General features: G+C 74.6%; 3 protein-coding genes and 1 pseudogene (1 of these 4 only partly in view). 3 read left to right on the forward strand and 1 reads right to left on the reverse strand.

Translation table 11 applies throughout. From position 1 onward, the window contains the following. Positions 1 to 5,597: the 3' portion of an SDR family NAD(P)-dependent oxidoreductase gene (locus tag GWK25_RS18635; RefSeq protein WP_215451707.1), read on the forward strand. It extends 1,438 nt beyond the left edge of the window; only the last 5,597 of its 7,035 coding nucleotides appear in the window; the start codon falls outside the window, past its left edge; it ends in the stop codon at positions 5,595 to 5,597. 2 nt (positions 5,598 to 5,599) lie between these two features. Further along, positions 5,600 to 14,926 (forward strand): annotated as a pseudogene (locus GWK25_RS43535) (type I polyketide synthase); the annotation flags it as partial. A 352-nt stretch (positions 14,927 to 15,278) separates the two neighbouring features. On the opposite strand, the gene GWK25_RS18670 reads toward GWK25_RS43535, so the two are convergent. Continuing rightward, positions 15,279 to 16,001 carry a TetR/AcrR family transcriptional regulator gene (locus tag GWK25_RS18670; RefSeq protein WP_374105791.1) on the reverse strand — a complete coding sequence of 241 codons (723 nt, stop codon included), beginning with the start codon at positions 15,999 to 16,001 and terminating at the stop codon, positions 15,279 to 15,281. 75 nt (positions 16,002 to 16,076) lie between these two features. On the opposite strand from GWK25_RS18670, the gene GWK25_RS18675 reads away from it, so the two are divergent. Then, positions 16,077 to 17,324: a cytochrome P450 gene (locus tag GWK25_RS18675; protein ID WP_215451709.1), complete on the forward strand. Its 1,248-nt coding sequence runs from the start codon at positions 16,077 to 16,079 to the stop codon at positions 17,322 to 17,324. Positions 17,325 to 17,349: the final 25 nt, after the last annotated feature.

A 17,349-nucleotide genomic window follows, 5' to 3' on the forward strand; every position in this document is an offset into this window, starting at 1 on the left:
GCCTCGCCTACCACCTCCCGGCCGACGCACCGGCAGCGGCGGTCGCGGGCCTGTTCCGCACGCTCCGCAGGGAACAGCCGGGCGTACGGGCCGCCGTGGTTCGCTCGCCGCACGTGTCCGACGCCCTGGCGGAGCTCGCCGCGGGCGCCCCCGACACGGACGTACGGTACGAGGCGGGGGAACGTCAGGTGCTCGACGTCCGGCCGATGCCCGCCCCGCCCGGTCCGGGCCGCCCGGCCAGGCTGCGCGAGCGCGGCGTGTACCTGATCACGGGCGGACTCGGCGGCGTGGGCCTCGCCCTGGCCCGACACCTCGCGCGCACGGCGCGGGCCCGCCTGGTGCTCTGCGGGCGTACGGCCGCGCCGTCGCCGGTGACCGACGAACTGACCGCTCTCGGAGCCGAGGTCGCCGTCCTCGCCGTGGACGTCACCCGCGCGGCGGACGTGCGCCGTGCCGTCGACGACGCGCTCACCCGCTTCGGCGCGCTCCACGGTGTGGTGCACGCCGCCGGTGTGCTGCGCGACGGACTGATCGCGGGCAAGAGTGCCGAGGACGTGCGCGCCGTGCTGGCGCCCAAGGTCACCGGGGCACGCCACCTCCACGAGGCCACCCGGCACCTCGGGCTGGACTTCCTGGCGCTGTGCTCGTCCACGGCGGCCGCCTGGGGCAACCCCGGCCAGGCCGACTACGCCTGCGCCAACGCCTTCCTCGACCGCTTCGCGGAGAACCGGCCCGGAGTCGTGTCGATCGGGTGGCCGGGCTGGGCGGACGGCGGCATGCCGCTGGACGCCACCACGCTGCGCGCGATGGGCCTGACGGCCATGGACACGGCGACCGCGGTGGACATCCTGCTGCGTGCCGTCGGCAGCGGCAGGCCGCACCTCGTCCCCCTGGTGGGGTCGGCGGCCACGATCACCGAGCGGTTCGCACCGTCGACCGCGGTCCCCGGCGCGGCCCCGGTGCCCAGCGCCGCCGCGGTTCTCAGCGCGGCCCCGGTGCCCGGCGCCGCCGCGGTTCTCAGCGCGGCCCCGGTGCCCGGCGCCGCCGCGGTTCCCAGCGTGGCCCCGGTGCCCGGCGCCGTCCCGGTGTCCCCGCACACCGTCGTCCCGGCGTCCGCGCCGGACGACGACACCGCCGACGACGCGACCGAAGCGATCGCCATCGTGGGGATCGCAGGCCGCTATCCGATGGCCCGCACCCTCGGCGAGTTCTGGGAGAACCTCCGCGACGGCCGCGACTGCGTCACCGAGGTGCCGGCCGACCGCTGGGACCACCGCGCGATCCACACCGACGTCAAAGGGGTGCCCGGCCGCTCGTACGGCCGATGGGGCGGCTTCCTCGACCGCGTCGACGAGTTCGACGCCGGGTTCTTCCACATCTCCCCGAACGAGGCCGCCGTACTGGACCCCCAGGAGCGGCTGTTCCTCCAGGAGGCGTGGCACGCCTTCGAGGAGGCCGGACACGCCCCCTCGGCCTGGCGCGGGCGGGCCGTCGGCGTGTTCGCGGGCGTGATGTACAACCAGTACCAGCTGTACGGCGTCCGAGAGGAACCCGGCCTCGTGCCCTCGTCGTTCAGCGCGTCGATCGCCAACCGCGTCTCCTTCTTCCTCGATCTGAAGGGGCCGAGCATCGCGCTGGACACCATGTGCTCCTCGTCGCTGACTGCGATCCACCTCGCTGTCGAGGCGATCCGGCGCGGCGAGTGCGAGGCCGCCCTGGCGGGAGGCGTCAACCTGCACGTCCACCCCAACAAGTACCTGCTGCTGAGCCAGTCGTCGTTCCTGTCCACGGACGGCCGCTGCCGGGCCTTCGGCCAGGGCGGGGATGGCTATGTGCCCGGGGAGGGCGTCGGCGTGGTACTGCTGCGACCGCTGCGCGACGCGCTGCGCGACGGCGATCACGTCCACGCGGTCATCCGCGGCACGGTCCTCAACCACGGCGGCCACACCGGCGGCTTCTCCGTGCCCGACCCCGCCTCCCAGGCCGCGCTCGTGGCGAGGTCGCTGGCCGGGGCGGGCGTCGACCCGGCCGACGTCGGCTACGTCGAGGCGCACGGCACCGGTACCGGGCTGGGCGACCCGATCGAGATCGCCGCCCTGGAACGGGCTTTCGGCCAGGCCGGCGCCGGGCGCGGCCCCTGGCCGGTGGGGTCGGTCAAGTCGAACATCGGCCACCTGGAGTCGGCGGCGGGCATCGCCGCGCTCAGCAAGGTCGTCCTGCAGCTGCGCCACCGGGAACTGGTGCCGTCCCTGCACGCCGAGCCGCTCAACCCGGCGGTGGACTGGGCCGGTTCGAGGTTTCGCGTGCAGCGCGCCACCGAGCCGTGGGTGTCCCGTGACGGCGCGCCGCGGGTCGCGACGATCAGCTCCTTCGGCGCCGGCGGCGCGAACGCGCACATCGTGCTGGCCGACCACCCCGCCCCCCTGACCGCGCCGGAACCGGCCCGGTCCCGGCTGTTCGTGCTCTCGGCGAGGGACGGCACCCGGCTCGACGAGACGGTCACCGAGCTGCTCGCGCACCTGGAGCGGGCCGGTGCCACCGACGTCGGTGCCGCCCTGGAGAAGGTCCTCATCGAGGTGGTGGGCTTCCCCGCCGACCTCCGGGAACCGCTGGCCGAACTCGGCCTGGACTACCCCCGGCTCACCCGACTCGCCCGTCGCGTCGAGGAAACCTTCGGCGTACGGGTGCCCGTCGACGGGGGTACCACGCCCCAGGCCCTGGCGGACCGGATCGCCGCCGCGGCCCCGACGGTCGACCCGGCGGCACTGGCCTTCACGCTGTGGGCCGGACGCGACCACCTCGACGAGCGGCTCGCCGTCGTCGCCACCACGACACGGGAGTTCGCCGAGGCCCTGCGCACCGGAACGGGTTGTCACCGCGGCCGGCGCGGACGCTCCCCGGCCCCGCCCGCCGGGGACGACCTCGACAGCCTGGCGCGAGCCTGGGTCGAGGGCGCCCGCATCACCGTCCCGGGACCGGACCGCCCCCGCCGGCTGTCGCTGCCCGGCTACCCCTTCGCCCGCGAACGCCACTGGATCACCACCGCCCGGGCCGTCGAGCGGCACCGGCCCGAGCCGGCCGAACTGGTCGATCTGCCCGACCGGGACGTGTTCACCGCGCGGATCTCCCCACAGGGGCAGCCCTGGCTGTCCGACCACACCGTCGACGGCACGGTGCTCGTCCCCGGCACGTACTTCGTCGACCTGGCCCTGCACGCCGGAGCGCGCCTGGGCCGACCCCGCGTCGCCGAACTCGTGACCCACACACCGCTGCCCTCGTCCGAAGCGGACCTGCGTCTGGTCGTCCGGCCGCCCGCAGCGGACGGACGACGGGACTTCGAGGTCCACGCCCGCGTCCCGGGCGCCTCCTGGACCAGCCACGTCACGGGCACACTCACTTCCGCCACCGAGGACACGCCGAGCACACCGCCCCTGCCCGCCGACGCCGAGGAACTCGACGTCACCCGTCTCTACGACACCCTGACCGGATACGGCCCCGCCTTCCGGGGCCTGCGCCGCGCCTGGCGCACCCCGGACGCGGTGTGGGCGGACGTCGTCGTACCCGACGGGGACCCCGGGCCCCACGCCCTGCACCCGGTGCTCCTCGACGCCGCCCTGCACACGCTGGCCCTCACGGCCACCCTCGACGGCACGCGGCCGCACCTGCCCTTCGCCTGGTCCGGAGTACGCGTGCACGTCCCCGGCGCCACCGAGGCCCGCGTGCGGGTCGCCCACCGCAGGGACGACACGGTCGAGATCCGGCTCACCGACCCCACCGGCCGGTTGGTCGCGTCCGTGGACTCGGTCACCCTGCGCCCGGCCGGTGGCCCCGCCGACCCGCTCCACCATCTCGAGTGGGTGCCCGTCGACGTGCCCGAGCCCGCTCCGCGCACCCGCTGCGCGGTCCTCGGACCGGACCACGACGGGCTCGGCGCCGCCCTGGAGGCGTCCGGCGCGGAAGTGGTCCGGGCCCGGGACCTGTCCGCGCTCGCGGACGTCCCGCCGGTGATCGTCCTGCCGGTCGCGTCCGAGGGGACGACGGCCGAGGCCGCCCGGGCGCTCGTCGGCCACGTGCTCGCCCGGCTGCAGGAATGGCTGGCCGACGAGCGCCTCGCCGCCGCCCGGCTGGTCCTCGTCGCCGCCGACCCCGACCTGGCCACCGCCGCGGCGTGGGGCCTCGGGCGCTCCGCCCAGTCCGAGCACCCCGGACGGCTGACGCTCGTCGCCGCGCACGACCTCACGGTGCTGCCCCGCGCGCTGGGCTGCGACGAACCCGAGCTGTCGCTGCGCGACGGGCGGGTGCTGGCCCCCCGCCTGGTCCGCACCCGGGCCGCCGAGCCCACGACCGGGGCACCCCGCCGCGGCACGGTCCTGGTCACCGGCGCGAGCGGCGCCCTCGCCGGGCCGGTCGTCCGTCACCTCGTGGAGCGACACGGCGTGCGCGAGGTGCTGCTGACCAGCCGCACCGGCCGGACCCCGGCGGATCTGGCCGGGCTGGACTGCCGCATCGAGTCCGCCGCCTGCGACGTGACCGACCGCGCCGCGCTCGCGGCACTTCTGGCCGGCCGGAACGTGACGACGGTGCTGCACGCGGCGGGAGTCCTCGACGACGGGGTGGTCACCACCCTGGACGCCGAGCGTCTCGACCGCGTGCTGCGGCCCAAGGCGGACGGCGCGATGAACCTGCACGAGCTGCTGCCCGACGCCGAACTGGTGCTGTTCTCCTCCGTGGCGGGTGTGCTGGGCGGCCCGGGCCAGGGCAACTACGCCGCGGCCAACGCCTTCCTCGACGCCCTCGCCCGGGACCGGGTGGGGTCCGGCGGGCGCGCGGTGTCCGTGGCCTGGGGGCCGTGGGCGGTCGACGACGGCATGGTCGCCGACCGCGCCCGGCTCACGCGCGCCGGCATCGAGCCGCTGCCGACCGAGGCCGCGCTGCGCCTGCTGGACGCCGCCCTCGCCGCGGAGCACCCGGCGGTCGCTGCCGTGCGGTTCGCCCCCGGCCCCGCCACCGCCGTACCGAAGATGCTGAGCGGCCTGGTGACGCCGACGGCATCCGCCCCGGCCGCGCGGGCCGACCTCGCGGATCTGGGACCGGAGGAGCGGCGTGCCCGGCTGTCGGCGCTGGTCCGTGGGCAGGCCGCGGCCGTGCTCGGTCATCCCGACGCCGCCGCGATCGAACCCGACCGCTCCTTCCAGGAACTCGGGTTCGACTCCCTGAGTTCCATCGAGTTCCGCAACCGGCTCGGCGCCGCCCTGGGCCTGTCCCTGGAAGCCACGCTCGTGTTCGACCACCCCACCCCGGCCGATCTGGCCGCTCACCTCGACACCCGGTTCGCCGACGCCTCGCCGGCGGAGGACGACCTGCCGACCCTGTTGGCGGCCTTCGACCGGGTCGCCTCCGCGCTCACCGCCTCGGCGAGCGACGACACGACCCGCGAGCGCGCCACGGAACACGTCCGCGACCTGCTCCGGCGCCTTTCGCCGCACACCGCGCCGGGATCCGACCCCCTCGAAACCGCGACCGACGACGAGGTGTTCGCCCTGATCGACGCCGAACTCGGCACCCCGCTGCCCGGACCGGAGGACCGCACCCGATGAGCAACGAGGACAAGCTGCGCGACTACCTGCGGCGGGTCACCGCCGAACTGCGGTCGACACGCCGGCAACTGCACGACGTCCAGGAGCGGGCCGCCGAACCGATCGCCGTCGTCGGCATGGCCTGCCACTACCCCGGGGGCGTCGAATCGCCCGAGGACCTGTGGACACTGGTCGCCCAAGGTCGCGACGGCATCACCCCGTCCCCGCCCGGCCGCGGCTGGGACCTGGACACCCTCTACCACCCCGACCCGGACCACCCGGGCACGACCACCGTCCGCGAAGGCGGCTTCCTGCACCACGCGGCCGAGTTCGACGCCGCGTTCTTCTCCATCTCCCCGAAGGAGGCCCTCCACACCGACCCGCAGCAGCGGCTGATCCTGCAGACCGCCTGGGAGGCCGTCGAACGGGCCGGCTTGGACCCCACCGGTCTGCGGGAGAGCCGCACCGGCGTGTTCACCGGGGTGATGCACCACGACTACCCGGGCGCCCAGGGAGCGGGCAGCGTCGTCTCCGGTCGTGTCGCCTACCAGCTCGGTCTGCGCGGTCCCGCCATCACCGTCGACACCGCCTGCTCGTCGTCACTGGTCGCCCTCCACCTGGCGGTCCGCTCCCTGCGCCGCGGCGAGAGCGACCTGGCCCTCGTCGGCGGCGCGACCGTGATGGCCACCCCCACCGCCTTCGTCGAGTTCAGCCGCCAGCGCGGTCTGGCGCCGGACGGCCGGTGCAAGCCGTTCGCGGCCGGCGCCGACGGCACCGCCTGGTCCGAGGGGGTCGGTGTACTCGTCGTCGAGCGGCTCTCCTCGGCCGTGGCCGCAGGCCACCGCGTACTGGCCGTCGTCCGCGGCACCGCCGTCAACTCCGACGGCGCCAGCAACGGCCTCACCGCGCCCAACGGCCCCGCCCAGCAGCGCGTCATCCGGGACGCCCTGGCCGACGCCGGCCTGACCCCCGAACAGGTCGACGCGGTCGAGGCACACGGCACCGGCACCCCGCTGGGCGACCCGGTGGAGGCACAGGCGGTGCTCGCCGTCTACGGCGGACGGCGGCACACACCGCTGCGCCTGGGCTCGGTCAAGTCCAACCTCGGGCACACCCAGGCCGCCGCGGGTGTCGCCGGAATCATCAAGATGGTCATGGCGATGCGGCACGGCATGCTGCCGCGGACCGCGCACATGGACGCGCCCACCCCGTACGTCGACTGGTCGGCGAGCGGCGTGGAACTCCTGCCCGACGACGTGCCGTGGCCCGCCGACGGCTATCCCCGCCGTGCGGCGGTGTCGTCCTTCGGCGTCAGCGGCACGAACGCCCATGTGGTGCTGGAGGAACCGCCGCCTACCGGCGACAAGAGGTCGGCCGGGGACGAGATGCCGGCCGAGGACGAGAGGTCGGCCGGCGACCGGAATCCGCCCGCGGTGGACACGCCGGGCGCGGCCGACACCGCCACGCCGGGACCTTTTGCCTGGCCCCTCTCCGGCCGGACCGTCGCCCACCTGCGCGCCCAGGCCGCGGCGCTGGCCGACTTCCTGTCCGACCGCCCCGAAGTCCCCACGGCGGACGTGGCCTTCTCCCTTGCCACCACCCGTGCCGCGCACGAACACCGCGCCGTCCTGCTCGGCGCCGACCGCCCCGCACTGGTCGCGGCACTCGGCGAGCTGGCCGAGGGCCGGGCATCGGCGGCCGTGGTGGAGGGTGTCGCGGGCCCGCCGGGCGGAACGGCGTTCCTTTTTCCCGGTCAGGGTTCGCAGTGGCGCGGGATGGCCATGGGCCTGCTGGAGACCAGTGAGGTGTTCCGAGAGCGGCTCACCGCCTGCGAGTCCGCGCTCGCCCCGTACACCGACGTCGACGTCGACCTGGCGGCCGTGCTGCGCGGCGAACACGACCTCACCCGGGTCGACGTCGTCCAACCCGCCCTGTTCGCCGTCATGGTCGCCCTCGCGGAGGTGTGGCGTTCGCTCGGCATCCGGCCGGCCGCCGTCGCCGGGCACAGTCAGGGGGAGATCGCCGCCGCCTGTGTGGCCGGAGCGCTCACCCTGGAGGACGCCGCCCGGGTGGTGGCCCTGCGCAGCAGGGCGCTGACGGCCATCTCGGGCCGTGGCGGCATGGTGTCGGTGGGACTGCCGGCCGACCGGGCCAGGGAGCGGCTGCGGCGTTTCGACGGACGGCTGTCGCTGGCGGCCGTCAACGGGACCGAGTCGGTGGTGGTCTCCGGGGACACGGACGCGCTGGACGAACTCCTGGCCGCCTGCGAGGCCGACGGCGTACGGACGCGGCGCGTCGACGTCGACTACGCCTCCCACAGCGGCCACGTCGAAGACGTCCGCGGCGAACTCCTCGAAGCCTTGGCGGCGGTGACCCCGCGCACCCCCGACATCCCCTTCTACTCCTCGGTGGAAGGCCGCTGGATCGACGGCGACGACGCTTTCGACGCCGACTACTGGTACCGCAATCTGCGGGAGACGGTCCGTTTCGACGAAACGGTCACCGCCCTGGTGGAGCGGGGCTGTACGACCCTGCTGGAAGTCAGCCCGCACCCGGTGATCACGGGCGGCGTACAGGAGACGGTCGATGCCCTGGGCGCCGATGTGGCGGTCGCACACACGCTGCGCCGCGACGAAGGGGGCCCCGCACAGCTCCTCGACGCGCTCGCCCACTTGCACGTCGGGGGCGCGAGCCCCGACTGGACGGCCGTGTGGCCGGGCGCCCGCCGCGTCGAGCTGCCCACCACGGCGTTCCTGACCCAGCCGTACTGGCTGCGCGGCGCCCCCGGCGAGGGCGAGGCGTCCGTGCTGGGCCTGGACGGGGTCGACCACCCGTTGTTGCGGGCCGCCGCGCCGGGTGCGGAACAGACGGTGCTGACCGGGCGGCTCAGCCTGGCCGACCAGCCCTGGCTGGCCGACCACACGGTCGACGGCCACGTGGTGCTGCCCGGTGCGGCGTTCGCCGAACTGACGTGCCGCGCGGGGGACGAGGTCGGCTGTGCGGCCGTCGAACAGCTGACCCTGCTGACCCCGCTCGTCGTGCCCGACGACGGTGAGGTGCGGTTGCGCGTCGACATCACCGGCCCGGGCGAGGACGGAGCGCGGGGACTGACGCTGCACGCCCGGACCGGGTCCGGGCACTGGACCACGCATGCCACCGCAGTCCTGCGGCCCGCGGACACCGGCCCACCCCTCCCGCCCGCACCGCCCGCCGCCTGGCCGCCGCCCGGCGTACAGCCGCTCGACGTCGAGGAGTTGTACGCGCGGCTGGCGGAGGCCGGCCTGCTGTACGGGCCGGCTTTCCGGGGCGTACGGGCGCTGTGGCGGGGCGCCGACGGCGAACTGTTCGCCGAGGTCGCCCTCCCCGGCACGGACCACCCTGGCGGCGCCGACGCCGGCATCGGCGGTTTCACCCTCCATCCGGCGCTGCTCGACGCCTGCCTGCATCCGGTGGCGCTCGGCGACTTCCTCACCGAGACGGGGGGCCGCGCGTCCCTGCCTTTCGAATGGCAGGGCCTGAGGGTGCACGCCGTCGGCGCGGACAGCGTGCGGGTGCGCATCGCGGCCGCCGGACAGGACGCCGTCCGGCTCAGCCTCAGCGACCCGGCCGGGGCACCGGTGGCGTCGGTGGAGACACTGGTGCTGCGTCGGCTCCCTCAGGGACGTCTCTCCCGCCCGGACCGCGGTGACCTGCTGCGCCCCGAGTGGGTGGCGCGGCCCCTGCCCGGCGGCGCGGTCGGCGGCCACGCGGTCCGCGATCCGGATCTCGCCCGGCTGCTGGGCGCCGAGCCCACGGTCGACGCCCCGCGGTTCGTGCTGGCCGCGGCCCCCGCCGGCGAGCCCGCGGCCGCGGTGGGCGAAGCGCTCGGCCTGGTCCAGGACTGGCTGGCGGACGAGTCGAACGCCTCCTCGACGCTCGTCGTGGTCACCCGCGGCGCTGTCGACGACCCCGCACAGGCCGCAGTGGCGGGCCTGGTGCGCTCCGCTCGGCTCGAACACCCCGGTCGCTTCGCGCTGCTGGACCTGGCCGACACCGAGGAGGCCACCCTCGCCGCGATCCCCGCCGCTCTGGCGGCCGACGAGCCGGAGATCGCCCTGACCGCCGGAGCGGCCCGGGTGCCGCGGCTGGTTCGCGTCGCCGCGTCCACCGGCGAGCCCGGCGACCTCGGCAGGACCTTGGTGACCGGGGCGACGGGGACACTGGGGCGGCTCGTCGCCGCTCACCTCGTGCACCGGCTCGGCATCCGGGACCTCGTCCTGGCCGGCCGGCGCGGGTCACAGGCGCCCGGCATGACCGGACTGGCCGCAGACCTCACACAGGCGGGGGCCCGGGTGCGGGTCGTGGCCTGTGACGTCGCCGACCGGAGCGCGCTGGCCCAACTGGTGGAGGGGGCCGGTTTCGCGACCGTCGTGCACGCCGCCGGTGCGCTGGACGACGGCCTGGTGACGGACCTGACGCCGCAGCGGCTGGCCGGGGTGCTGGCAGCGAAGCTCGACGCCGCCCGCCACCTGCACGAGCTCCTGCCCGAGGCGCGGCTGGTGCTGTTCTCCTCCGCCACGGGTGTCCTCGGCGGGCTCGGGCAGGCCAACTACGCCGCGGCCAACGCCGGCCTCGATGCCCTCGCCCGCCTGCGCCACGCGCGGAACCTGCCCGCTGTCTCCCTGGCCTGGGGCCTGTGGGACGCAGGCAGCGCCATGACGGACGGCGTCGACCGCGCCCGCCTCGCCCGCTCCGGTTTCCTGCCGCTGCCGGACGCGGACGCGCTGGCCGCGCTGGACGCGGCACTGGCCTCGCCCGATCCGGTGCTCGCTCCGATCCGGCTCGACCCGGCCGCCCTGCGGGCCCAGGGCGAGGCGGTGCCCGCCCCGCTCCGTGATCTGGCGGGGGCGCCGCACCGCCGCACCGCCACCCCGGCAGGCTCCGCCGCCGGCTCCGCACTGGCACTGAGCCTGGCCGGGAGGCCGGGGCCCGAGCGGGAACGCGTCCTGCTCGACCTGGTCACCGCCCACAGCGCCGCCGTGCTCGGTCACGCCTCGTCGGACCGGGTCGAGGGCGACCGGCCCTTCAAGGATGCGGGGTTCGGCTCGCTGACCGCCGTCGAACTGCGCAACCGGCTCGCGGCGGCCACCGGGCTGCGGCTGCCGGCCACGCTGGTCTTCAACCACCCCACCCCGCTGGCGCTCGCCCGCCACCTGGACGATCTACTCACCGGGACGGCCCCGGCGGCGCCCGCCGCGAGCGCGGCGTCGACCGGAGCGGACGACCCGGTGGTCGTGGTGGGCATGGGATGCCGCCTGCCGGGCGGCGTGCGCAACCCCGACGACCTGTGGGATCTGCTCGTCGCGGAACGCGACGGGATCGGCCCGTTCCCCGAGGACCGGGGCTGGCCGCTCAGTCGCCTGTACGATCCCGACCCGGCCGCCGCCGGTACCTCCTACACCCGGCACGGCGGGTTCCTGGACGACGTGACCACGTTCGACGCGGCCTTCTTCGGAGTGTCGCCCCGAGAGGCTGTGGTGATGGATCCGCAGCAGCGGCAGCTGCTGGAGACGGTGTGGGAGACCTGCGAGGACGCAGGGATCGACCCCACCGAGCTGAGCGGCACCCGTACGGGCGTCTACCTGGGTGCGATGTACCAGGACTACGGTCGGCTCCTGGAGGGCGCCGCGGCCGAGGGCTTCCTGGCACCGGGCGTGGGCGGCGGGGTGCTCTCCGGCCGGGTGGCCTACACCTACGGCCTTCAGGGCCCGACAGTCACCGTCGACACGGCCTGCTCCTCGTCGCTGACCGCGCTGCACCTGGCCGCCCAGGCGGTACGGGCGGGGGAGTGCGAGCTGGCGTTCGCCGGCGGGGTGACGGTGCTGTCGACGCCGGCGTCGTTCGTGGAGTTCAGCCGGCAGCGGGGGCTGGCCGCCGACGGCCGCTGCAAGCCGTTCGCGGCGGCGGCCGACGGCACGGCGCTGGGCGAGGGAGTGGGGGTGGTGCTGGTGGAGCGCCTGTCCCGGGCCCGTGCGCGGGGCCATCGGGTCCTGGCGGTGCTGCGTGCCAGTGCGGTGAACTCCGACGGGGCGAGCAACGGGCTGACCGCGCCCAACGGCAGCGCTCAGGAACGGGTGATGCGGGACGCGCTGGCCGCGGGCGGCCTGCATCCGGGCGACGTGGCCGCCGTGGAGGCGCACGGGACCGGCACCGCGCTGGGCGACCCGATCGAGGCGCAGGCCGTGCTCGCCGTCTACGGCCGGGACCGCCAATCACCGCTGTGGCTGGGTTCACTGAAGTCGAACATCGGCCATGTCCAGGCGGCCGCCGGTGTGGCCGGCGTCATCAAGGCCGTTCTGGCCGTTGGGCACGGGCTGCTGCCGCGCAGTCTGCACATCGACGAACCGTCCCCGCACGTCGACTGGGCCGCCGGGGAGGTGGGTCTGCTGTCCTCGGCTCGTCCCTGGCCCGAGCGGACCGGTCCGCGGCGCATGGGTGTGTCGTCCTTCGGTATCAGCGGCACGAACGCGCACCTGATCGTCGAGGAGGCGCCGCCCGGCGAGCGGCCCCCGGAGCCGCCCGCCCCGCGCGGGGCACCGTGGTTGCTGTCGGCCCGGTCGCCGGAGGCGCTGCGAGCGCAGGCCCGGCGGCTGCTGGACACGGACACCTCCGATCCGGCCGCGGTGGCGCGGGCGTTGTCCACGACCCGGGCCGCACACCGTCACCGTGCCATGGTGACGGGCGCCGACGAGCAGCATCTGCGCCAGGGCCTGACGGCACTCGCGGACGGCCGCGGGTACGGCGGCCTGCGGCAGGCGACGGCCCGACGGCAGCGGCTGACACTGCTGTTCACCGGCCAGGGCAGCCAACTGGCGGGGATGGGACGGGGGCTGTACGAAGCGTTCCCCGTGTTCGCGCGGGCCTTCGACGAGGTGTGCGCGCACTTCGAGTCGGAGACCCCGCTGCGGGAGGCGGTGTTCGAGCGGCAGGACCTGCTCGACCGTACCGACTACACCCAGCCGGCCCTGTTCGCCCTGCAAATAGCCCAGTTCAGGCTGCTCGCGTCCTGGGGGGTGGTGCCCGACGCCCTGATCGGCCACTCCATCGGCGAGGTGTCGGCGGCCTGCGTCTGCGGACTGCTGTCCCTGCCCGACGCGGCCGCACTGGTGGCGGCCAGGGCCCGTGCGCTCGGCGCGCTGCCCGCAGGAGGCGCGATGGTCTCGGTGCGGGCGGCGGAAGCGGAGGTGCTGCCGGTGCTCGACGGCCGTACCGGGCAGGTGGGGATCGCCGCTGTCAACGGACCGCGGGCGGTGGTGCTGTCCGGGGCCGAGGAGGCGGTGCTGGAGGTGGCGGGGGAGTTGGCGGCCCGCGGTCACCGGACCCGCCGCCTGAACGTGGGCGTCGCGTTCCACTCGCCGCTGGTGGAACCTGCCCTGGCGGACTTCCGGGAGGGGGTGAAGGGGCTGACGTTCGGCCGGGCGGACATCCCCCTGTTCTCCACGGTCGCCGCCGATCGGCCGATGGACACGCCGGACTACTGGGTCGACCAGTTGCGCGACCCGGTCGACTTCGCCGGCGCCGTGGTGCGGGCCTGCGAAGCCGGCGGGACGGCCTTCCTGGAGCTCGGGCCCGACGCGGTCCTGACGCCGGCGGTGGAGGCGTGCCGTCCGGACATCGCGGTCCGCCCCGTCTCCCTGCTGCGGCGGGGCCGCGACGACGTGCGCAGTGCGACAGAGGCACTGGGGCTGCTGCACCTGCACGGGGCCCGGGTCGACTGGCACGCCGTTCACGGGGGCCGGCCCGACAGCGGGCCCCGGCTGCCGACGTACGCCTTCCGCGGCCGCCGTTACTGGCCCGAACCGCCCGCGCCCGCTGTGGGGGAGGGCGAGCGGACAGCACTGGAACCGTTGTGGTCGGCCGTCGACAGTGCCGACCACACGGCCGCCCTGGAGATGCTCGACCTGCGCGGGGACGAGACGCCGGCGGAGGTGCTGGCGGCTCTCGCCCGGCTGCGCTCCGGTGCGGCCGCCGCGGTGGTGCAGCGGGCGTGCTGGAAGCGGATCCCGGACGCGGAGGTCCCGCCGGTCCTCGCGCGGGACGTGCTGCTGGTCGTCCCCGAGGGCGACGACGCCGACGCGGATCTGGCTGACGCGATCGCCGGGTCCCTCGTCCGGCACGGCGCCCGTGTCCGGTCCGGCGGTGCGCAGCGGCCCGACCTCGTCGTGGTGCTGCCCGGCGCCGACCCCGACGTCGGACCGAGGGACGGAGCCGGGTCGGGTGTGCCTCGGTGGGTGCTCACCCGTGGCGGCGGGGCCGTCGAGGGCGAGCACGTCGTGGTCGTGCCGGAGGTGGTCGATGCCCGGGCCCGGGCGCGGATCTGCGCGGCGATCGCCGGGGGCCACCGGGAGTCGAGGGTCGGGCCGGACGGCTTGTCCGTCCGCGAGTACGAGCCGATGACACCGGTGGGCAGGTGGCGGCCCGAGGGTGATGTCCTGGTGGCCGGCCCGTCGGACGGGCTGACCGAGGCGATGGTGGAGGCCGTGCTGCACTCCGGTGCCCGCTGTCTGGTGGCGGGAGGAGTGACCTGTCCACCCGGCGCCGTCGCCCTCGCGGACGCGGTGGAGCCGCCGCGTCTGACGGCGGCCGTCGTCCGGGCCGGGACAGAACTGGTCGACGTCCGGGCATCGTTGGTGGCGGTCGTCTCGGTGGGCGACCAGGTGGGGGTGACACCTCCTGGGCCCGCCGGGGGCGACCCTGCCCCGATCGCCGTGGCGGTCGACCCCGACCTCGATCCGCGCGCCGCCGTGGTCGGCCTGTGGCAGGCCCTGGCCGGCGACCGGACCGCCGTCCGGCTGCTCGCTCCGGGCCGCACGACGGCCGAACCCGCCCCCCTGCCCGCCGATGACCAGAAGGCGGTCACGGTGATCCCGGACGAACCGGAGCCGGCGGACGTGCGGTCCACGGCCACCGGGGAGCCCGGCGACGGCGACGCCGAACTGAGGCGGGCTCTGGTGGGGCTGCCCAGGGATCGCTGGTCGCAGGCGGTGCTCGGTGGTGTGCGGACCCTGGCATCGGCCGTGCTGGGGTACGACTCGGCGGACGACATCGGCCCGGAGGCGGAGTTCCTCGATCTGGGCCTGACCTCGGTCACCGCTCTGGAACTGCGCGATCATCTCGGCACGTTGACCGGGCTGGACTGGGCCGCCGACGTGCTCTACGAGTGCCCGACGCCGCAGGCGCTGACCGACGCCGTGGTGGACCGGTTGGAGGCCGAGATGGCGGGAGAGGTATTCCCTCCATCGAAAAGGGCGGCTGAAACCGATGCCGGCCGGATCCGGCCCGATGCCGGCTCGGCCGCCGCAGCGGAATAACGGCCGTTACGTTTACCGGAGTCGGAAGCCAGGCGAAATGGGGGGCAGGTGAGGGGGCACCCGATATGGGGAGGTATGCGAAATGCGGAGCGTGAATCTGTGCCGGGTGCCATTTCGGCCCGCGGTCATTTCCGGCAGCGTTGCGGCGCCGAAGACGAACGGAAACGTGGCGAGGTCGACGTCTCGGCGCCGGAACAGCAGCGGGCTGCTCCGGCGGCGTCGCCCGGTGACCCTGTGGCGCGGCCGACGCAGGGAACGGGACGCGGTGACCGGGCGCGGCACGGGCGAGATCTGTGCCGGGTACGCCGCCGGAGCGCTCGCCCTCGACGACACCCTCCGACCGGCCGGGGCCTCAGGCAGTGGTGCCGCTCTCCGGGGCGGGCCCGGTGGGTTCGGTGGCCCCCGCGCGGGCCAGTGCGGTCCACGACCGCATCAGCAGATCCACCACGTCCATGACGCCCCCGGCCGGGCTGTCATCGGCCGACAGCACACGCTGGATGGAGAGGCCGTCGTCCAGCGCGTGCACGATCAGGGCCAGCAATTCCACCGGTGCGGGTGGCGTGACCGAACGGGTGGCGAAACCCTGCGTGAGGGCCTGGGCCATCGCCTCGCGGGACCGGCGCTCGCGGTCGGCCAGCAGGGCCAGCACCGCCGGATCGCGCATGCCGTAGAGCCATAGTTCGGTGCGCAGCGCCAGCCAGCTCGCGAAGTTCTTGTCCCGCTCGCGGTGCCAGCTGCGCAGGTGCTCGATCGTCTCCTCGAACGAGCCGGCGTTGGCGCTGAGCGCCTGCACCTCGGCCAGTTCGCGCTCGGTGCGCTGCTCCAGGAGGGCCAGGACCAGCTGTTGCTTGCCGTCGAAGTTGCCGTAGAAGGCGCCGCGCGTGTATCCGGCTCGTTCCACGATCTGTTCGACGGATGTGCCGTTGACGCCGTATTCGGCGAACAGTTCGGCCGCCGCCTGCAGCAGTTCCTGGCGAGTGATTTCCCGGCTTTCCTGCCGGGTGAGTCGTTTGCTGATGACGGCCTCCGAAAATGGGATACGGTATTGTATTCTGATACAGTACCGTATCTGAATGTCGCGTGGTTCGACCCCGGGGTGTGTCGCCTCGCCGAAACACCCGGATCAGCGTAGTGAAGCTAGCGATTGGGGATGTTGGTGACCGGAACGTTCGACTGGACAGACGTCGAGTTCGACCTGTCCGACGTCAATTTCGTGACCGACCGCGAGGCGGGGGAGCGTTGGACGGGCGCGCCCCGACCGGTGTGCCCGGGCCGCTTCTCCGACGGCAATGACGTCTACGTCGTCACACGCTACGAGGCGGTCCGCGGCCTCTTCGCCGATCGCCGGGTCAGCAACCACCCGCCGGAGGGCGTCCACCTCGACAGCATGCGCCGACGGGGCGTTCCCGAGGAACTGCTCAAGTACTTCGACTCGACGATCATGACGATGGTGCCGGAGGACCATCGGCGTGTGCGTTCCCTGATCGACAGGGCGTTCTCGGTGCGCCGGGTCAAGACCTTACGGCCCCGGATCGAGCTGCTGGCGGACGAATTGCTCGACCGGATGGACGCCGAAGGCGAGGCGGACCTCGTCGCCGAGTACGCCCACCCGATCTCCACCACGGTCATCTGCGAACTGCTCGGCGTCGACGACGAGTACCGCGACCAGTGGCTGAAGTGGGCCGAGGCGTTCACGACCTTCGTCCGCCCCGACCCGGTGATCCTGCCGCCCGCGCTGCGCGGCATGGTCGACACGGTCACCAGGCTGATCGGCGCGCGCCGCGCCCGGCCCGGCGACGACCTGATCTCCGACCTGGTCCAGGCCAGCGACGAGACCGAGAAGCTCGACGAGGTCGAGCTCGTCGCCCTGGTCCTGGTCCTGGTGCAGGCCGGCCTCGACACGGTCAGGCACTCGATCTCGCTCAGCGTCTTCAACCTCCTGACCCACCCCGATCAGCTGGAGCTGGTCAAGGCGCATCCCGAGAACACGGTCCGGGCCGTGCGGGAGCTGATGCGTTACTCCGGTCCGATCAAGATGGCCCTGCCGCGCTTCGCCACGGAGCCGATCGAGGTCGACGGGGTGACCATTCCCAAGGACGGTCAGATCCAGCTCGTGGTCGGCGCCGCCAACAACGACCCGGAGCGGTTCACCGACCCGCGTGTTCTGGACGTCACCCGCACCGACAACCCGCAGCTGAGCTTCGCCGCCGGCGACCACTTCTGCCCGGGGGCGTCACTGGCCACGGCGGAGACCGAGATCGCGCTGAACAAACTGTTCGCACGCTTCCCCGACGTGCGCCTGACCGCCGACCCCGACGAGGTCGGCCCGCGATTCCTCAAGGCGGTCACACGACTGCCGGTCCGGCTCTCGAACCCGGCATCCGACGCCCCTGCGTGACGGGGGCCGCTGCTCGCCCGGCGTG

The organism is Streptomyces sp. ATCC 21386, assembly GCF_018728545.1.
Classification (GTDB): Bacteria; Actinomycetota; Actinomycetes; order Streptomycetales; family Streptomycetaceae; genus Streptomyces.